General features: G+C 47.1%; 17 protein-coding genes. 11 read left to right on the top strand and 6 right to left on the bottom strand.

Annotated features, from left to right (window positions below):
• Positions 1-51 precede the first annotated feature (51 nt).
• Together ACHKAR_RS10795 and ACHKAR_RS10790 are read left to right on the top strand one after the other, a co-directional pair.
• The gene (locus tag ACHKAR_RS10795) at positions 52-1,284 is read left to right on the top strand and encodes a Glu/Leu/Phe/Val dehydrogenase dimerization domain-containing protein (RefSeq protein ID WP_159582579.1); all 1,233 of its coding nucleotides are present in this window, start codon (positions 52-54) and stop codon (positions 1,282-1,284) included.
• A gap of 66 nt (positions 1,285-1,350) precedes the next feature.
• A complete protein-coding gene (locus ACHKAR_RS10790) occupies positions 1,351-2,844 on the top strand; it encodes a sodium:proton antiporter (protein WP_395417437.1) in 1,494 nt (497 codons plus the stop codon).
• A gap of 18 nt (positions 2,845-2,862) precedes the next feature.
• Here the strand turns inward: ACHKAR_RS10790 and ACHKAR_RS10785 are convergent, their stop codons facing one another.
• The 4 genes from ACHKAR_RS10785 to pdhA all read right to left on the bottom strand — a co-directional run bounded on the left by ACHKAR_RS10785 (position 2,863) and on the right by pdhA (position 6,505).
• Positions 2,863-4,173: an aspartate kinase gene (locus ACHKAR_RS10785; RefSeq protein ID WP_395417436.1), complete on the bottom strand. Its 1,311-nt coding sequence runs from the start codon at positions 4,171-4,173 to the stop codon at positions 2,863-2,865.
• A gap of 15 nt (positions 4,174-4,188) precedes the next feature.
• Positions 4,189-4,668 (bottom strand): 6,7-dimethyl-8-ribityllumazine synthase, encoded by a 480-nt coding sequence (gene ribH, locus ACHKAR_RS10780; protein WP_395417435.1) that lies wholly within the window; start codon positions 4,666-4,668, stop codon positions 4,189-4,191.
• Between the two features lie 67 nt (positions 4,669-4,735).
• A complete protein-coding gene (locus ACHKAR_RS10775) occupies positions 4,736-5,437 on the bottom strand; it encodes a tetratricopeptide repeat protein (RefSeq protein ID WP_159582575.1) in 702 nt (233 codons plus the stop codon).
• Between the two features lie 54 nt (positions 5,438-5,491).
• Entirely contained in the window at positions 5,492-6,505 is a 1,014-nt protein-coding gene (gene pdhA / locus ACHKAR_RS10770; RefSeq protein ID WP_159582574.1) for a pyruvate dehydrogenase (acetyl-transferring) E1 component subunit alpha, read from the bottom strand.
• 93 nt (positions 6,506-6,598) lie between these two features.
• Here pdhA and recF point away from each other — a divergent pair, with 93 nt between their 5' ends.
• Together recF and ACHKAR_RS10760 are read left to right on the top strand one after the other, a co-directional pair.
• A complete protein-coding gene (gene recF / locus ACHKAR_RS10765) occupies positions 6,599-7,699 on the top strand; it encodes a DNA replication/repair protein RecF (protein WP_395417434.1) in 1,101 nt (366 codons plus the stop codon).
• Positions 7,696-7,983, top strand: coding sequence for a DUF721 domain-containing protein (locus ACHKAR_RS10760; RefSeq protein ID WP_395417433.1), 288 nt, complete (start codon positions 7,696-7,698; stop codon positions 7,981-7,983). The genes recF and ACHKAR_RS10760 overlap by 4 nt, the downstream gene beginning before the upstream one ends.
• Here the strand turns inward: ACHKAR_RS10760 and ACHKAR_RS10755 are convergent.
• Both ACHKAR_RS10755 and ACHKAR_RS10750 read right to left on the bottom strand, forming a co-directional pair.
• On the bottom strand, positions 7,980-8,768 hold the full coding sequence (locus ACHKAR_RS10755; protein ID WP_395417432.1) for a DUF6048 family protein: 789 nt from the start codon (positions 8,766-8,768) through the stop codon (positions 7,980-7,982). The genes ACHKAR_RS10760 and ACHKAR_RS10755 overlap by 4 nt on opposite strands.
• A complete protein-coding gene (locus tag ACHKAR_RS10750; RefSeq protein ID WP_395417431.1) occupies positions 8,768-9,220 on the bottom strand; it encodes a hypothetical protein in 453 nt (150 codons plus the stop codon). The genes ACHKAR_RS10755 and ACHKAR_RS10750 overlap by 1 nt, the downstream gene beginning before the upstream one ends.
• 97 nt (positions 9,221-9,317) lie before the next feature.
• Between ACHKAR_RS10750 and rimO the strand changes: the two genes are divergently transcribed.
• From rimO to ACHKAR_RS10715, 7 genes are all read left to right on the top strand, one after another.
• Positions 9,318-10,631 (top strand): 30S ribosomal protein S12 methylthiotransferase RimO, encoded by a 1,314-nt coding sequence (gene rimO, locus ACHKAR_RS10745; RefSeq protein ID WP_395417469.1) that lies wholly within the window; start codon positions 9,318-9,320, stop codon positions 10,629-10,631.
• A gap of 3 nt (positions 10,632-10,634) precedes the next feature.
• Positions 10,635-12,194, top strand: coding sequence for a bacillithiol biosynthesis cysteine-adding enzyme BshC (gene bshC / locus ACHKAR_RS10740; protein WP_395417430.1), 1,560 nt, complete (start codon positions 10,635-10,637; stop codon positions 12,192-12,194).
• Entirely contained in the window at positions 12,195-12,773 is a 579-nt protein-coding gene (locus ACHKAR_RS10735) for a 5-formyltetrahydrofolate cyclo-ligase (protein WP_395417429.1), read from the top strand.
• Entirely contained in the window at positions 12,766-13,740 is a 975-nt protein-coding gene (locus ACHKAR_RS10730; RefSeq protein ID WP_395417428.1) for a YpdA family putative bacillithiol disulfide reductase, read from the top strand. Before ACHKAR_RS10735 ends, ACHKAR_RS10730 begins: the two co-directional genes overlap by 8 nt.
• Before the next feature lie 152 nt (positions 13,741-13,892).
• Positions 13,893-16,268 carry a TonB-dependent receptor gene (locus ACHKAR_RS10725; protein WP_395417427.1) on the top strand — a complete coding sequence of 792 codons (2,376 nt, stop codon included), beginning with the start codon at positions 13,893-13,895 and terminating at the stop codon, positions 16,266-16,268.
• A gap of 5 nt (positions 16,269-16,273) precedes the next feature.
• Complete coding sequence (locus tag ACHKAR_RS10720) at positions 16,274-17,200, top strand: DUF4249 family protein (protein WP_395417426.1); 927 nt, start codon at positions 16,274-16,276, stop codon at positions 17,198-17,200.
• Positions 17,200-18,441, top strand: a complete 1,242-nt coding sequence (locus ACHKAR_RS10715; RefSeq protein WP_395417425.1) for an MFS transporter — start codon at positions 17,200-17,202, stop codon at positions 18,439-18,441. The genes ACHKAR_RS10720 and ACHKAR_RS10715 overlap by 1 nt, the downstream gene beginning before the upstream one ends.
• Positions 18,442-18,449 lie beyond the last annotated feature (8 nt).

The following is an 18,449-nucleotide window of genomic DNA, read 5'->3' as shown; positions in this document are numbered from 1 at the left end:
CATTTATTTGTTTAAATTTGGCACCCGATTAAAAACCCCAAAACCCCAAAAATGAAAGATCTACTTAAGAAGTTTGAAAACAAGAAACCCGAAATCGTTTTCGAATGGTCAGACCCCGAAACTGAAGCCGAAGGCTGGGCGGTCATTAATTCCCTCAGAGGTGGAGCCGCTGGTGGTGGCACGCGTATGCGGGTAGGCCTGGATAAGCGCGAAGTGGAGTCGCTGGCTAAAACCATGGAAATTAAGTTTACGGTTTCAGGCCCGCAGATAGGTGGTGCCAAATCGGGCATCAACTTTGACCCCAATGACCCCAGAAAAAATGAAGTCCTGAAAAGGTGGTATAAAGCAGTATACCCACTTCTTAAAAATTACTATGGCACTGGTGGTGACCTTAATGTGGATGAAATCCATGAGGTTATCCCCATCACCGAAGGCTTTGGCCTGTGGCATCCGCAGGAGGGGGTGGTAAACGGCCACTTTAACCCGCCTAAGCCTCAGAAAATTCATATGATCGGCCGCCTGAGACAGGGGGTTTCCAAAATTCTGGAAGATCAAAACTACATTCCTACTTCAGACAAAAAATACACCGTTTCAGATATGATCACCGGGTTTGGAGTAGCTGAATCCGTGCGTCATTACTATCAACTCTGGGGCGGAGACATCACCCAAAAGAAAGCAATCATACAAGGCTGGGGCAACGTAGGCGCCACTGCTGCGTTGTATCTATCTTATTATGGTGCCAAAATTGTGGGCATCATAGACAGAGATGGCGGTATCATCAATGAGAACGGCCTTGGTTTGGAAGAAATCAAGAAGTTATTCTACGACCGCCAGGGTAATAAACTAATTGCTGAGGATCAGCTTTCTTTTGCTGAGTGCAATGAAAAAATCTGGAACATAGGCGGGGAAATTTTCATCCCGGCGGCTGCGTCCAGACTTGTCACTCAGGATCAGGTGGAAGGACTCATTTCACACGGTTTGGAGGTGGTAGCATGCGGAGCAAATGTGCCGTTTAAAGACGATGCCATCTTTTATGGACCCATTGCAGAATATGTAGACGAGCGAGCAGCATTAATTACGGATTTTATATCCAACTGTGGTATGGCCAGAACCTTTGCCTACCTGATGGATCCAAAGAACGATAAAAAAATAACTGATGATGAAATCTTTACTGACATCTCCAAAACAATTGCCACTGCTTTGGATAAAGTTTATCAGCAAAATCCGGGCAAAACAGGTCTTGGGAGAGCAGCATTTGAAATCGCACTGTCCCAACTTATTTAAACCCACGCTTGCTTTTCAGTTGGCAAATGATAATTTTAGGGACGAAGAAAAGACCCAAACGCCTCAATGAATAAATATCTAAAACTTTTCCTATTTGCTTTTGCCATTTCGGGAAGCATAATTGGATATGAGGCGTCAGCATCCGATCTTTCCCAGGATCATCAAGAAGTAAGCAGTGAAGCCACTGACGAGACGGTCAGTGGCGACCATGCGGAAGAAGCTCATCACGGACCGGCAGGCTGGAGTGTGATTCCTTTCGTGGTATTGTTGCTGATGATTGCTACCGGACCCCTGTTTTACGAGCACTTCTGGCATAAAAACTATCCCAAAGTAGCAGTGGCATTAGCTGTGCTAGTGGTGTCGTATTACCTTTTTGGTCTGGGTAACCACCATAGCCCTGTGCATGCGCTGTTTGAGTATGTACAGTTCATTGCGCTGCTCACCGGGCTTTTTGTGGCATCTGGTGGCATCATGATCATTGTGGATAAGAAGGCTGCTCCCCTTACCAATGTTGCGCTGCTGGCCTTTGGAGCCATCATTGCCAACATCATCGGTACTACGGGTGCTTCCATGCTTTTGATCCGTCCTTTCATTCGGCTGAACAAAAACAGAATCAAGTCCTATCACATCATCTTTTTCATCTTTGTCATCAGCAATATTGGTGGTTCACTTACTCCAATTGGTGACCCTCCGCTTTTCCTTGGTTTTTTGAAAGGGATTCCTTTTTTCTGGACGCTCTCTCATAACCTCTTACCTTGGATTTTTGCGGTTATCCTCTTGCTGATTGTATTCTATTTTATGGATAAGGGAAACAAAGCTGATTATTCCTTTGGGGAAGAAATAGCGACACCAACAGGAAAGATTGGCCTTCGGGGATCCCGAAATTTCATCTGGCTGGCGGTTGTTGTGGGGGCAGTTTTTCTGGATCCGAATGTGTTTCCCTGGGTGCCGGGCATTCATTACGAAGGTCAGAAGTTTTCTTACATTCGCGAGATCATCATGCTGGCCGCCGCTTACCTCTCTTACCGATTTGCGGACAAGCAAGCACTTAGCGGTAATGATTTCAGCTTTGAACCCATTCGTGAGGTTGCCTTTATCTTTGTGGGGATTTTCGGCACGATGATGCCTGCTCTGGAGTTGGTGGGCAATTTTGCTAAATCGCCGGAGGGCGCAGCGCTCATTACGCATAACACGCTGTATTGGGGCACCGGTTTACTTTCCGGATTTTTGGATAATGCCCCTACTTATGTCAACTTCCTGACGGCTGGTATGGCGGCTGATGGGGCCAGTATCAACAAAGTGTCTGAGGTCATCGGCTATTCACAGGGTGCGTATGCCAACTCCATCCTGGAGCTCAAGGCGATTTCCATCGCGGCGGTGTTTTTTGGAGCCATGACCTATATCGGCAATGGCCCCAATTTTATGGTAAAATCCATCGCAGAGCAGGTGGGTATCAAAATGCCTTCGTTTTTCGGATACATTCTCCGTTTTTCGATCCCGTTCCTGGTACCTCTGCTGGTAATCGTATGGTTGGTATTCTTTTACTTCGAATGGATCTAACTAAACAACACCGAAGCCTTAAAACAAGGCTTCGTGAAGTTTGATTAGTGCTTCTTTCTTATACTCCTCAGCTACCAGCAGTGAAATATTATTTCGGCTTCCTCCGTATGAGATCATTCTGAGTGGCACTTCATCCAATGCATTGAAAATGGCACTGCCTACCCCTTTGCGTTCAGCAATGAGGTCACCTACAATGCAGATGATCGTCTGATTCTTATCAATCTCTACGGTACCATATTTAGAAATCTCCGCTTTGATCTCTTTGAGAAATTCCGAATTATCAATGGTGAGAGACACGGCTATCTCCGAAGTAGTGATCATGTCTATCGGTGTCTTGTACTTTTCGAAAACCTCGAAGACTTTCTTCAGGAAACCGTAAGCCATCACCATTCGGCTCGATTTGATTTTGATGGCCGTGATGTGGTCCTTGGCGGCAATGGCCTTCACAGCCTCTGGCTCCTGCTCCGCCGAGATCAGCGTGCCATGAGCAGCCGGATCCATGGTGTTTTTAATTCGCACTGGCACCTCGTGCATCTGAGCAGGGACAATACAATGTGGATGCAGCACTTTGGCACCAAAATAAGCCAACTCACTGGCCTCCTCGAAACTTAATCGGGCAATGGGATGAGTGGTCTTGATGATCCGGGGATCATTATTGTGCATCCCGTCGATATCCGTCCAGATCTGGACCTCTTCTGCACCCAAAATGGCACCGATAATGGTTGCAGAATAATCACTACCACCTCTTCTCAGGTTGTCTATTCCACCGGCTGCACTCCGGGCGATATAGCCCTGTGTGATGATGATGTTTTCCTTTTGGCCTGCCAGTAGGTGATCCAACTTGACCTTGGTGGTTTTCAGATCCGGTTCGGCTTCCTTGTCCAGGGTCATAAAATCCTGCGCCATGATCATCTCACAACGCTTACCTGTCATTTTGAGGTAGTCGGTGAAAAACCTTGTGGAAAGTATCTCTCCCTGGGCCACTAACATCTTCGCTACCTGGTCAGAATATTTTTGATGGGCCAGTTGCTCAATGTTGTCAAAAATCTCGTCTACAAAAGCAGTATTTTGGGAAGCAAAGTCTTCCTTTGGAAACAACTTCCTTACAAAATCATAATACTTCTGTCTCAGATCCTGAGCCACGGCGATGGCTTCTTCGCGTTGATCATTGGCACAGAACTCGCCTATGGAAACCAGAATATTGGTAGTACCGGACACCGCAGACAACACCACCATTTTCTTACCAGAAATCCCTGTGATGATCTCCGCAACCTCTTGCATTCTCTCCGGGGAGCCTACTGAGGTCCCGCCAAACTTTAAAACTTTCATCCCTAAAACCTTGATTTATTTAACACTCAACATTTTCACCGCTGTGGCAGCGGCTTCATCTCCTTTATTGCCATGTCGGCCTCCGGCACGGTCCATGGCTTGTTTTTGGGTTTCTGTGGTCAGTACACCGAAGATCACGGGCTTGTCATATTTGAGGCCCACTTCGGTGATACCATTGGCACATGCCTGACAGATAAAATCAAAGTGTCGGGTTTCACCTTGAATGACACAGCCAAGGGTGATCACTGCATCAATATCGTTTCTTTTGGCCATCCACTGAGCTCCCAGACTGAGCTCGAAGCTGCCAGGCACGTTCATACGTTCTATGTGCTCACGGGTAGCGCCCAGTGCTATGAGGGTTTCGAATGCTCCGGAATAGAGGGCCTCGGTGACCTCTTCATTCCACTCCGAAACCACTATACCAAACTTCGCTCCGGAGATATCCCTCATCCCTGAAGTTTTATTGTCGCTGAGATTTTTTAAAGCTGTAGCCATAAAGCAAAAAAAGGGATAAAGCTAGCTGCCTTATCCCTTAGATTTCATGTTTTGAAATTCTAAAATATTAATTGGCAGCCAGTCCCTGTAATCTGGCCTTCTGTTTCTTCGCTTCCTGCACCAATGATGAATTAGGAAACTCATCTACAATCTTGCCATAAGACTTAGCCGCAGCGGCAAAGTCGCCATTGTTTTCCTGTGCGATAGCTGCTTTCTGCAGGTATATCGGAGAATACTGCTCGTTTGATTTATAATTGGCGGCCTTCTGATAAGCGGAGGATGCAGACGAATAATCTTCCAACTCCATATGAGCATCACCCATCAGTGAATACGCTCTGGCCTGTACCAGGTAGTCGCCACTGCTGAAATCCGAAAGATATCGGAGCGCAGAAGAGTAATCTCCCATTTTCAAATAGGTAGCGCCGGCATAAAAGCTGGAAAGATTCGCAGCATCGGTGCCCGAATAGTCTTCGATGATGTCAAGGAAACCGTAGTTGATCCCATCCCCATTGAGCGCTTTGCCCAGGCTATCCGCTTCGAAATAATAAACCGCCTGGAACATTTCTTCCTGAGCTTCCAGATTTTGGTTGGTGATATAGAACCTGTAAATAAGAAATACAGCCACTAAAGCGGCCAACACTCCTCCTACACCAAAAACAAGGGTTTTATTCCTCTTGCTGTTAAAAAATTCTTCAGCCTTGCTCGCCAGTACATCAGGATCTTCCAGGAATTCAATCCCCTCTTCCTTCTTGGTTTTAGTTTTAGCCATTAGTCAATTCGAAATTTTAAGGACGCAAAGATATACTTTTTTATACTTTTTGTATTAATCCATTATAAATGGATAATTATCTTCAGCATACACATCGGTATAAGCCTCAGATGGATCCGGAAATTCGGAGTTTTCTGCAAAATCCACGCATTCCTGCACCCTTTCTTTGATGTTGTTATCGATCTCTTTCAGGTCAGCTTCAGTAGCATATTTCCTTTTGAGGATGACGTCCCGCACTTGCTCGATCGGGTCTTTCTTCTTGTATTCCTCCAGTTCTTCCTTGGTTCGGTACTTGGCAGGATCAGACATGGAGTGTCCTTTATATCGGTAGGTTCTAAACTCGAGGAGCGTTGGGCCATTTCCTTTTCTGGCCCGCTCTGCAGCCTCTGCTACCGCGTGGTGCACAGCTTCTACAGACATAGCGTCCACCGCACTGGATGGCATATCGTAGGCTTCGCCCAGTTTATAGAGTTCGGTTACGTTGGAGGTTCTTTGTACTGAAGTCCCCATGGCGTAGCCATTGTTTTCTATCACAAAAATCACGGGAAGCTTCATGGTCATGGCGATGTTAAGCGCCTCGTGAAACGCTCCCTGACGCACAGCTCCATCTCCCATGAAGGTCATGCAGAGGTTATCTGTACCATTGTATTTTTCAGCAAAAGCGATACCTGCCCCTAGCGGAACCTGAGCACCTACAATACCGTGTCCTCCAAAAAAGCCATTCTCTTTGTCAAACATGTGCATTGAACCGCCCTTCCCTTTGGAAATACCGGTAGCTTTTCCATAAAGCTCAGCCATGATCGTACGGGGGTCACTTCCCAATGCAATGGGGTGAGCATGGTCTCTGTAAGCGGTGATGTATTTGTCCCCTTTTTGCAAAGCAGACACTGCTCCGGCCATACAGGCCTCCTGACCAATGTATAAATGACAGAACCCACGGATTTTTTGCTGCCCGTATAACTGGCCCGACTTCTCTTCGAATCTTCGCATAAACTGCATAGACTCAAACCACTCCATGTATTGTTCCTTACTGAATTCTTCCTTTTTTGACTTTGATTTGGCTGCCATGTCCCTTAAGGTTTGTCTATATGATTAGTTTTGTGCCTTCCGTACCCTTCAAGCTGTGCGAAATTAACCGAAAAAGGCCTTGCTGCAAAATGTATGAAGCTCAATAGCCTCAAACTCTCTCAATTTAAGAATTACCAGGAGGTGAAAATCAGCTTTTCCGCAGGAATTAACTGTATTTTGGGTAAAAATGGGATGGGAAAAACCAATCTGCTGGATGCCATACACTACCTCTCTATGACCCGCAGTGCGCTCAATGGCATTGACCAGCAGAATATTTCGCATGGAGAAAAATACTTTGCCATCAATAGTGAGTTCACCTTACAGGACAAACCGCTGGTGATCAACTGCTACTTTGAGCAAGGAAAGAAAAAGGTCTTCAAAGTAGATGGCAAGGAAATGGAAAAACTCAGCGAGCACATCGGGAATGTGCCAAGTGTACTCATTTTGCCAGACGACACAGAGATCATCAAAGAAGGAAGTGAGGTACGAAGAAAATTTTTTGACAGTGTGATCTCCCAGCACGATCGGGCATACCTGGAGCTGCTCATGAACATGCAGCGATTGCTCAAGCAGCGAAATAGTTTTCTGAAAAGCAATGATGGCAATCTCAAAATCAACCACAACCTCATCAATGTCTACGACGAAGCGCTTCTGCCCATCTTTAGATCAATAGTGGAAAAACGAACTGCTTTCATCGAGCATTTTTCTCCGTTTTTTTCAGAGAATTACGCACTGATCTTCGAAGGTGAAGAAATCCCTGACATCACCTACAAGTCTGAGGTGACTGAGGATCATTTTGAGGAGAGTTATAAAAAGGGCTTGCAGAAAGACATAATCCTGCAACGAACCAATAAAGGTGCCCATAAGGATGATTATGCATTCAAATTGAATGAGCGTCCCATCAAAAAATTTGGCTCTCAGGGTCAGCAAAAGTCATTTATCATTGCCCTGAAACTGGCAGAATACGATTACCTGAAAGCTCAAAAAGGATTTGAGCCCCTGCTCCTCCTGGATGATATTTTTGACAAACTGGACGATGACAGGATAGAGCGTTTGATTACCTTGCTCACTGATTCGGAACGTTTTTCACAAATCTTCATGACGGATGCGCGAGCGGAGCGCTCGCGGGCGTTTTTCAAGGATCATGATGACCGAATTTCATTTTACGACATTTCCAACGGAGCTATTCGATGACCAAAGACAACTCTCATACATTTACCAGTGCCTTCAGGAAATTCCTCACCCATGAGAAACTGGATGTGCGCTATCGGGAGAAACTACTTGTAGAATCCTGGGAAACCATCATGGGTAAGCCCATTGCTTCCCGAACTACCAGCTTGTTTTTAAAGGAGCGGATTTTGTTTGTGAAGTTTTCTTCAGCGCCCCTCAAGCAGGAAATGGTGAACAATAAGGAGCGGGTAAAAAGCCTGATCGAAAAGGATTTTGGTGATCTGGTGGACGATATTCGTTTTCTCTAATCTTCCAGCGCCGCCTCGTCAGGATACTTCTCTCTCAGAGGAATGGCCCAGCCCACATAAAAATTAAACTGTACGCCGGTGTTGTCTTCATACAAACCAAAGCCCGGCACATCATAGGGTGCCATGGTGCCAATATTATCGACCTGCCTCAGCACCTTATACCGGATGGTGTAGCCCAAATAGAGGTTGCTCCAGACATTGGCATTGAGGCCTACGGTCAGTTCCATCCATCGGGCTTTCAGGTCCGGGTTGGCATCTTCCACCTGTAGGTCTCCAAAGAATCCACCAGTTTTAAAATAAGAAAGTTGGTCGCTAAACTGCGCCTGGCCATATCTGAGACCAAAGGTGAGTGAATTGCCTTTGGCATCGTTTTTCAAAAAATTGACCTCCGGACCAAAACTCAAATATGATCCTTCATTTTTGTAGCGGTAGCGCTCTCCTCTGCTGGTCTTCTGGGTGCCATACTCTGCCGCGAAGAAAAATTGATCAAAATCGATGAGTGCCTGATAACCCGAGCCACTTCTATTGGCACCAAAAAGAGAGATCCCTACGGGAACGGCATCCACACTCAGCTTGAGCATGGAAGGCCTCAAATCGCGAGGCTCTTTAGGAAGCTGATTGTTGGTCTTCTGGGTTTTACCCGAAGGCTGCGGGCGCTGACCCCCTGCCGGACCCTGTGCGAACAGAGAGGTAACAGAAAACAAAGTGCACCCAAGGATCACAGCGACCAATTTCAATGTGGGCGCCAAGCGCCATCTACCATTCCTTCTGTGTCTCTCTACCATCACAAATAAATTTCCAGATTGGTGACTACCACTTTGTCTAACACATTATTGACCATGTCCACAGAATCGAAATTGGGACTGTAGGCAGTATCGAGTCTGAAGGAATAAACAGGATCGCACTCATCATAGTATATCCTCAAATGGGGTTTGTATTCCATCGTCAGCTCATAATCGATGGAGTCCGTTTCAAACAGGTAGGTCACTCGGGTATCCGCCGGGTTCAAGAAAAGGCCGATGGCCACCACAGTATCCTCCATGCTAGAGATATAATAACCAGAAACCGGCTCGTAAATTTTGCTGAAAGCCACTTCTTTCACCGTTTTGACCGTGGTATCGGCCCTGTAAAACCTGACTATAGCATAATCAGTACTTGTCTCCAGCGTACAGTCCTTGATCTCATGGCAACTGATCACCAGCCAAACACCCAACATTAGTACAATTCCTGACCTCATATTTTCTTGAAACGCGTAAAGTTATAATAACCAATAGGTAATGAACTTATTATGGGGGCCATTTTGTATTAGCTTTGCAGTTTTATTTGGAAGAGACGTGAAGACTAAAGGACTAAAGAAAGATAAGGTAAACATTGTCACATTGGGATGCTCCAAAAATCTGGTGGATTCAGAGGTGATGCTTACTCAGCTGAAAGGCAACAGTATCAATGCCTCCCATGAGTCGGTGAAGGATGACGCCAACATCGTGATCATCAACACCTGTGGGTTCATAGATAATGCCAAACAGGAATCCATAGACACCATCCTGCGCTATGTAGATGCCAAAGAAGAAGGGATGGTGGAGAAGGTCTATGTGACGGGCTGTCTTTCTCAGCGTTACAGGGATGACCTTCAAAACGAAATTCCCGAGGTAGATGCCTGGTTTGGCACCATGGAGCTACCACTTCTCCTGAAAAAATTCAATGCTGACTATAAGCACGAGCTCATTGGTGAGCGAATCACCACCACAGACCGACACTATGCTTACCTCAAAATTTCTGAGGGGTGTGATCGCCCCTGCAGCTTTTGCGCCATTCCCATCATGCGGGGCAAGCACGTTTCCAAACCCATCGAGCAGATTATCAAGGAAGCTGAGTCGCTGGTGAAAAATGGCACCAAAGAGATCCTCCTCATTGCGCAGGACTCTACTTATTATGGCCTGGACATTTACAAAAAAAGAAACCTGGCCGAGCTACTGGACAAACTCGCTGATGTGGAAGGTCTGGAGTGGATCCGCCTTCACTATGCGTTCCCTACCGGATTTCCGGAAGATGTACTGGACGTAATGGCCAGACGAAGCAACATCTGCAAATACCTGGATATCCCACTGCAACACGGCAGCACCGAAATGCTCAAAATCATGCGACGCGGTACCACCCGTGAGAAAACTGAGCAGCTCCTCAAGACCATTAGGGAAAAAGTACCGGGTATTGCCATCCGGACGACATTAATAGCAGGTCACCCTGGAGAAACCGAAGCAGAATTTGAGGATATGCTGGATTTTGTTGAAAAATCACGATTTGAGCGCCTGGGGATATTCCCTTATTCGCACGAGGACAACACCCATGCATACTCCATGGAAGACAACGTGCCAGAAAATGTAAAACTTGAACGCGCCGAGCGCGTTATGGAGTTACAAGAATCTATTTCTGAGGAGATCAATAGTCAAAAAGTGGGCAAAACGCTCCGGGTACTTATCGACAGAAAAGAAGGTGGCCAGTTTATCGGCCGCACCGAGCATGACTCCCCGGAAGTAGACAATGAAGTGCTGATCGATGCCAGCGAGCATTATCTGAGAATTGGTGATTTTGCCAACATTCTCATCGAAAAAGCTACCGCATTTGATCTCTACGGAAAACCGGTAAACTAACGCATGAAATTAGAGCAAGTCAATCTGGAAGAAACGGAGTGTTTTTCCTCAATCTTTATTGATTACATTCAGCAAAAAGAGGCCCTGAAGCCTTTTTACGACACCTTCCCCACTGTCCCAAACTTCCAATCACTGATAGAAAAGAGGCAACTGCCCATGAGTCATCGCACCACTTTGGTGTCGCTTTTGGCAGAGCAGTATGGACCTCTTCCGCACTCAGAGGCAGTGGAGTTCAACATTCACAGCCTCACCAACCAGAAAACATTTACCGTCACCACAGGCCATCAGCTGAATATCTTCACGGGTCCGCTGTACTTCATTTACAAGATTGTGACGGTAATCAATGCCTGCAAGCAACTAAAAGCAGCCTATCCGGATTATCATTTTGTGCCCGTGTACTGGATGGCCACTGAAGATCACGACCTGGCGGAAATCAATCATTTCAACCTCTTTGGCAAAAAATACGAATGGGACACCCCACAAACGGGCCCGGTGGGTAAAATGAAGCCCCATTCTCTCAATGAACTTATCGACTCCTTGCCTGAGGCCGTTCCGCTCTTCGAAAAGGCCTATCTGGATCACGACCGACTGGCCGATGCTGTACGGTTTTATGTCAATGAACTCTTTGGGGATCAGGGGTTGATCGTGGTGGATGCAGATCACAAAAATTTGAAACACCTTTTTGCGCCTGTGATCAAAAAGGAATTGTTTGAGAACACCTCCAATGAACTGGTGAATGCCACCTCACAAAGGCTGGATGCTGCCGGGTATAAAAACCAGGCCTTTTCCCGTGAAATCAACTTCTTCTACATGGAAAACGGACTCCGGGAACGAATCGTGCGTGAAGGTGAGCAGTTCAAAGTCCTGAATACAGACAAAGTCTTTTCTGAATCGGAAATGATCGAATTGATTGAAAAGCACCCTGAGCATTTCAGTCCTAATGTAATCATGCGTCCCTTGTATCAGGAGGTGATTTTACCCAACCTGGCCTATGTGGGAGGCCCCGCGGAAATCGCCTATTGGCTACAACTCAAAGACTTTTTCGACCATCACGAGGTGTTTTTCCCGGCACTGATGCCGCGTGTGTTCGGTCTCATTGTGAATAAGGCCAACGAGAAAAAAGTACAGAAACTGAAGCTCTCCGGTAAACAGCTGTTTCAGTCGGCTCACAAACTCAAAGAAATGTATCTCCAAAAACATGGGGAAAACGGCTATGAACTGAATGATGAGCGCAAGGTGATGAACATGGTGTTCAACAGAATAAAATCCAAAGCCGAAGAAATAGATGGTTCACTCACCGGCTTCATCGGGGCGGAAGGGGCCAAAACATTCAAAACCCTGGAAAACATAGCCAAACGGCTGAAAAAGGCCGAAGAGCAAAATAACGAAACGGCTATGTCTCAGATAGACAACATCAAGGAGAAGCTCTTCCCCGGCAACGGGCTACAGGAGCGCCATGATAATTTTCTTAATTTTTATCTGAACAATCCCGGATTCATTCCCGAGCTGTTGGAGAAGTTTGATGCGTTCTCCTACCGCTTTCATATACTCCACGATGTATAAATGGCCAATGAGAAAGCACAAATAAGAAGAGGCGTACTGCATAACAGACGCTTGCTGGTTTCGGAGGTTTTTTCCAAAAGAAACATGGAGGTGATCATGGCCGCCTCAGAGCTTATCTCTCAAAAAGGCGCTCGCTGTGTTCATAGCTTTCTGCCCATCACCCGTAATAAAGAGGTCAACACCTGGCCGCTTATTGCACTGCTCTCCAGAGCAAAAACCGAGGTAGTGGTCTCCGCTACAGATTTTGCACGGCAAACAATGAGTCATTTTGTCTATACCCGAGACCTGTTGTTTGAAGACGATCCATTTGGCATTCCCACACCCATAGGTGGTACACCCGCCCACCTGGATAAGATAGAGCTGGTACTGATTCCATTGCTGGCCGCCGACAAGCAGGGCAACAGAATCGGGTACGGAAAAGGGTATTATGACCGCCTGTTAACAGAAATGGCACCCGATGTGTTAAAGGTTGGACTTACTTTGGGGCCACTGTTTGATCGCTTCGATTTTGCGGAAGCACACGACATTCGCCTGGATTACTGCATCACCCCCCAACAAACTTTGAAATGCCATGAGTGAAAACACGGATGTATTGATCATAGGGGCCGGGCCTATTGGGTTGGCCTGCGGGATAGCGGCGCAAGACGCTGGATTGAGTCACACCATTATAGATAAAGGGTGCCTGGTCAACTCTATCTATAACTATCCACACAACATGACCTTCTTTTCTACCTCAGATCGGTTGGAAATCGGTCGTGTGCCCTTCATCTCTCACAACCCTAAGCCCACACGTCCTGAAGCCCTGGAGTATTACCGAAGAGTGGCCACTTCGCGTCAGCTCAACACCCGGCTCTATGAAAATGTCCTGGAAGTGAAAAAGGACCATGAAACTTTCGTTGTGAACACCTCCAAACAGAGCTACTCGGCCAGAGCCATCATCATCGCCACAGGATTTTACGACTTACCCTATTTGCTCAACATTCCCGGCGAGGAGCTCCCCAAAGTAAAACACTATTATGACGAGCCACACCCCTACTTCGACATGCGGGTCGCGGTGGTTGGAGCCGCCAATTCGTCGGTAGACGTAGCATTGGAAACTTTTCGAAAAGGGGCCAAAGAAGTGGTCATGGTGGTGCGTGAAAAAGAAATCAACCCCCGCGTAAAATACTGGGTGCGCCCCGACATTGAGAACCGAATTAATGAAGGGTCCATCAAAGCCTATTTTGAGTCTCAAATCACAAGAATAGAGGAGAAATCCATCGATGTGCGAACTCCGGAAGGAGACATCACCCTGCCCAATGATTTTGTTCTGGCCATGACCGGATATCAGCCTGACTTTACTTTCCTGAAAAAGGTGGGGATCAACATTGGCTCAGATGAATATATGACTCCCGAGTACGATGAGCACACCATGGAAACCAACGTGGAAAACGTCTATCTGGCTGGTGTGATCTGTGGTGGGCTGAAAACCAATGCATGGTTTATAGAAAACTCCCGGGTGCATGCAGACATGATCGTGAATGACCTGCGCACCAAGATTCGCTGAGCCCAAATTAAAGCTCACTCTATGCCCATCCTGGGGCTTCCCGCTGGCCTTCATGGAGATTTCACGATCCTTTTCGGGAAATTTTCATCCCCTTTTTTGAACAAGTTTCCAAACAAACCGTTTCTAACCAAGGTCAAAAAACTCAATCTGCCTTGAAAAAACTAATACTCACCCTCCTGAGCGGCGTCCTACTTTTCTCTGCCTCAGGTCAGGAAAAATTCACCATCAGTGGCTATGTAAAGGATCAGTCGGATGGGGAAACACTCATCGGTGCCACCGTACTCATACGCGAGCTCAGCAGTGGCAATATCACAAACGTCTATGGATTCTATTCCATTACCATCCCTCCGGGAGAGTACTCCGTGGAGTACCGGTATGTTGGCTACCAGCCAATTCAAAAAACCGTTTCTTTAAATCAGAATGTCCGATTAGACGTGGAGCTACTTTCCACAGAACAAAAATTAGAGGAAGTAGTGGTCACCGCTAAGCCAGAGGACGAAAATGTGTCCGGCATGGAGATGAGCACCGCAGAGCTCGACATCACCACCATCCAGAAAATACCCGCCTTTCTGGGTGAGGTAGATGTGGTAAAAAGCTTGCAGCTCCTCCCGGGAGTCACTACGGTAGGCGAAGGAGCGTCCGGCTTCAATGTGCGGGGCGGAAGTGTAGGTCAGAATCTTATCCTTCTGGATGAGGCGCCGGTTTACAATTCCTCACACATGTTTGGTTTCTTTTCGGTGTTCAACCCGGATGCCGTGAAGGATGTAAAACTCTATAAAGGTGGAATCCCTGCAGAGTACGGTGGCCGGCTTTCGTCCATTCTGGATGTGCGGATGAAAGAAGGAAACATCAAAAAATATGAAGTGAATGGTGGAGTTGGTACCATCTTCAGCCGCTTTGCGGTAGAGGGCCCCATAGCCGAAAACAAATCTTCCTTTATCCTGGCAGGTCGCAGGTCTTACATCGATGTACTGGCGCAACCTTTTTTAAAAAATAATGACCTGGACGGTGTAGGGCTTCGCTTTTATGACCTGACGGGAAAAACCAATTACTACATCTCTGACAAGGACAGAATTTACCTTTCGGGTTATCTGGGTCGGGATGTTTTCAAATTTGATGCTAACCAGGGCTTTGACTGGGGGAACAAAACGGCCAGCTTACGCTGGAATCACCTGTTCAATGATCGGATTTTCTCCAACACCACGCTCTTTCTGAGCGACTATGACTATTCCTTTCAAGTGGGTGAAACCAAAGATGACCTTTTCAGCTGGAAGTCAAGAATCCTTACCTACAACTTTAAGGAGCAGTTTTCTTATTTCATCAACACCTCCAACGAGCTCTCCTTTGGGGCAGAAGCCATCCTTTATCGCTTCAAACCAGCAGAAGTACTGGGGGTAAGTGATGGTGAAGAGAGTGATATCAGCCTTGACGAGCGCAAAAGTATTGAAACAGCGATATACCTGGGAAATACCCAAAAGGTAAATGATCGCCTGTCCCTGCAGTATGGTGTTCGTCTTTCAGGATTTCAATACCTGGGAGCCGGGTCCATTTATTACTATGAGGATGCCGAAGTGAAAGGAGAAAGAAGACCCGTTTCGAGTATTGAACAAGCCGACAACTGGGAGACGATTCAGTTCTATTCTAACCTGGAGCCTCGCTTCTCATTCAAATACAGCGTGAATCCTTCCACCTCCATCAAGGGTAGCTACAACAGGATGAGTCAGTACATTCATCTGGTCTCCAACACCACTGCTTCGCTGCCTACCGATGTATGGACGCCAAGTACCAACAACATCAAGCCACAGCTGGCGGATCAGGTGGCTCTGGGAGTCTTCAAAAATTTCCTCAACAATCAACTGGAAACGTCTGTGGAGGTCTACTACAAAGAGTCACAAAATCAGGTGGACTACATAGATGGAGCAGAAATATTGATCAATAGGTTCCTCGAAGGAGATCTTCTGTCAGGAGATGGCCGGGCATATGGTGCGGAATTCTTTGTGAAGAAAAACTCCGGCAAAATCAATGGGTGGGTCAGCTATACACTGGCTCGAACAGAGCTCAAAGTAGAAGGAATCAACGAAGGGGACTGGTACCCTACCCGGTTTGATCAGACGCATAACGTCAAAGTAACGGCCAACTATGACTGGAGTGAAAAATGGTCAGTATCAGCTAATTTCACCTATATCACGGGTACTCCATATACGCTCCCTTCTTACCGATACGAAAATCAGGGCTATACCATCCCTGGTGTGTTGGGCAGAAACAATGGCCGTATTCCTGACTATCACCGGCTGGACCTCTCGGCCACCTGGTATATGCGAACCCTCAAGTCTGATGGTTCGCCCAAAAAACTACAGGATCACTGGGTATTCACAGTCTACAACGTGTACGCCCGGAGAAACCCCTTCTCCATCTACTTTGCCCAGACAGACGACCTGAGCGTGGCGGGGCAGGCCATCACACAGGCCAATCAGGTCTCCATCTTAGGCACATTCGTTCCGGCGGTTTCTTACAATTTTAAATTTTAATCAGGATGAAAAAGCTTTTATTTATACTCATTGTAGCGCTTGGCATATCCTCTTGTGATGACGAAGTGGATATTCCTCTGAAAGACACCACTCCCTTCCTGAATGTAGATGCGTGGCTCACCAACACGGGCGATACGCAGCAAATCGTATTGAACTACACCCGGCCGTATTTTGATAATGGGGCACCGGAACCTGCACTGGCAGCAGAGGTGATGGTGGTAGACATTGAAACGCTGGCATCTTTTGTTTTCTCTGACGAGGATGATGACGGTATCTATGTATGGGTACCCGCACCGGGCGAAGTTTTCGGTGAGGTGGGGCATTCCTACGGCCTTCAGATCTCAGTAGATGGCCAGGTGTACCAGTCATTCTCCACCCTGAATGCTGCACCTTCTGTGGACAGCATCACCTTCGAATACAACAAAAAAGATGCGTTTATAGAAGAGGATTATTACTACGCTGAATTCTGGGCCAGAGATTTTGAAGGTCCGGGCAATACCTACTGGGTAAAGTCTTTTGTGAACGACACCTATTTGGGCAAACCCGAGCAGATCAATATCGCCTATGACGCAGGCTTCTCAGCAGGCGGAGAGGTAGACAGCCTTATTTTCATACAGCCCATCCGTACGGCCATTACGCCCTTCCCTACGGAAACTCCGGCTGTGTCGCCATTCAAGCGGGGTGACAAACTGCGGGTAGAACTACACGCCATTCCTATAGACGCATGGTTTTTCCTCTACAGAGTACAGGACGAAACCGTCCGACAGCCTGGCTTTGCACAGCTGTTTGCCAACCCTCTGGCCAACTCCCCAACCAACATCGTTCCCACGAGCGATGACGTTTCTGTGGTTGGTTTCTTCTCTGTGGCAGGCGTTTCTTCCCTGGAAGTGGTCATGTCTGATGAAAACATCGTAGATCGGGTGCCTGACTGATGAAATCTGTAATTACCCTCTATAAGAACGCATTTGGGGGGCTGTCTCCAGCCGCATGGATGCTCGCGTTGGTGATTCTCATCAATAGAAGCGGAACCATGGTGATCCCGTTTCTGAGCGTTTACCTCACCAGTTCTCTGGGCTTCTCTCTGGTAGAAACCGGCTGGATCATGAGTATGTTTGGCCTGGGTGCCATCGGTGGGTCTTTTCTCGGTGGCTGGCTCACGGATAAAATCGGACCCTTCAAAGTACAGCTCATCAGCCTGCTGGGTGGTGGATTGATGTTTTTGGCGCTTTCGCAGGTCACAAGCTTTTATCCACTTGCGGGCTTTATCTTTTTTGTCAGCCTCGTCTCTGAAATGCTCCGACCTGCCAATCAGATTGCCGTGTCTTATTACGCCAAGCCTAAGAACGTGACCCGAGCCTTTAGTCTGAACCGGATGGCCATCAACCTGGGTTTTTCCTTTGGGCCTGCCCTGGGTGGGCTCCTGGCTGCCGTCTCTTATCAGTGGCTTTTCATTGCTGATGCGATCACCTGCGCAGGTGCCGGTCTGATCTTCTTTCTTTATTTCTATGGGAAACAGGGGAAAGAAAAAGAACCCCTGCCAGATACCAACACCGCATTGATTCCAGACAAGAGTGTCTGGAGTGATGGACTCTTTCTTGGATTCATCCTTCTGGTGATTTGTTTTTCCACCATGTTTTTTCAGTTATTCAGCACCTGGCCGATCTATCACCGTCAGGTATATCAGCTTCCAGAGCAGGAAATAGGCCTTTTACTTGGGTTGAATGGACTCATTGTCTTTCTTTTCGAGATGGTATTGGTTTATAAAATTGGGGATCGCTTCCCCATCCGACGGCTTATTGCCTTTGGTTGCTTCCTGATGGCCCTGGCATTTTTGGCGCTCTTCGGCATGGAATCCAAAGCGGCACTTTATCTGGCTTGTATCTTTATCAGCTTTGCGGAGATCTTTGCCATGCCCTTCATGGCTACCTACACCGTACAAAGAAGTGGAAAGCGCAACAGAGGAGCCTACATGGGCCTATATTCCGTGGCCTTTGCCAGTGCTTTTGTCCTCGCTCCGCTCATTGGCACTAACCTGGTCGATGCCCTCGGGTTTCAAAACTGGTGGCTGATCGCCGGTGTTTTTGCTCTGGCTACGGGGTTCCTTTTTTATTGGATCCTTTCGGAGAAAAGAGGGGTCAACCATTTGGAAGTCAGGAAAAACGCTGCCGCCTGACCCTCTAT

The organism is Marinoscillum luteum (genome assembly GCF_044005705.1).
Taxonomy (GTDB): Bacteria; Bacteroidota; Bacteroidia; order Cytophagales; family Cyclobacteriaceae; genus Marinoscillum; species Marinoscillum luteum.
The sequence above is the reverse complement of the archived record's forward strand: the minus strand, read 5'-3'. Positions and strand labels throughout refer to the sequence as shown.

Bases quoted from the DNA above. Each gene is read 5' to 3' on its own strand.
- ACHKAR_RS10795 (WP_159582579.1), top strand. From the start codon at position 52: ATGAAAGATCTACTTAAGAAGTTTGAAAACAAGAAACCCGAAATCGTT.
- ACHKAR_RS10790 (WP_395417437.1), top strand. From the start codon at position 1,351: ATGAATAAATATCTAAAACTTTTCCTATTTGCTTTTGCCATTTCGGGA.
- ACHKAR_RS10785 (WP_395417436.1), bottom strand. From the start codon at position 4,173: ATGAAAGTTTTAAAGTTTGGCGGGACCTCAGTAGGCTCCCCGGAGAGA.
- ribH (WP_395417435.1), bottom strand. From the start codon at position 4,668: ATGGCTACAGCTTTAAAAAATCTCAGCGACAATAAAACTTCAGGGATG.
- ACHKAR_RS10775 (WP_159582575.1), bottom strand. From the start codon at position 5,437: ATGGCTAAAACTAAAACCAAGAAGGAAGAGGGGATTGAATTCCTGGAA.
- pdhA (WP_159582574.1), bottom strand. From the start codon at position 6,505: ATGGCAGCCAAATCAAAGTCAAAAAAGGAAGAATTCAGTAAGGAACAA.
- recF (WP_395417434.1), top strand. From the start codon at position 6,599: ATGAAGCTCAATAGCCTCAAACTCTCTCAATTTAAGAATTACCAGGAG.
- ACHKAR_RS10760 (WP_395417433.1), top strand. From the start codon at position 7,696: ATGACCAAAGACAACTCTCATACATTTACCAGTGCCTTCAGGAAATTC.
- ACHKAR_RS10755 (WP_395417432.1), bottom strand. From the start codon at position 8,768: ATGGTAGAGAGACACAGAAGGAATGGTAGATGGCGCTTGGCGCCCACA.
- ACHKAR_RS10750 (WP_395417431.1), bottom strand. From the start codon at position 9,220: ATGAGGTCAGGAATTGTACTAATGTTGGGTGTTTGGCTGGTGATCAGT.
- bshC (WP_395417430.1), top strand. From the start codon at position 10,635: ATGAAATTAGAGCAAGTCAATCTGGAAGAAACGGAGTGTTTTTCCTCA.
- ACHKAR_RS10735 (WP_395417429.1), top strand. From the start codon at position 12,195: ATGGCCAATGAGAAAGCACAAATAAGAAGAGGCGTACTGCATAACAGA.
- ACHKAR_RS10730 (WP_395417428.1), top strand. From the start codon at position 12,766: ATGAGTGAAAACACGGATGTATTGATCATAGGGGCCGGGCCTATTGGG.
- ACHKAR_RS10720 (WP_395417426.1), top strand. From the start codon at position 16,274: ATGAAAAAGCTTTTATTTATACTCATTGTAGCGCTTGGCATATCCTCT.
- ACHKAR_RS10715 (WP_395417425.1), top strand. From the start codon at position 17,200: ATGAAATCTGTAATTACCCTCTATAAGAACGCATTTGGGGGGCTGTCT.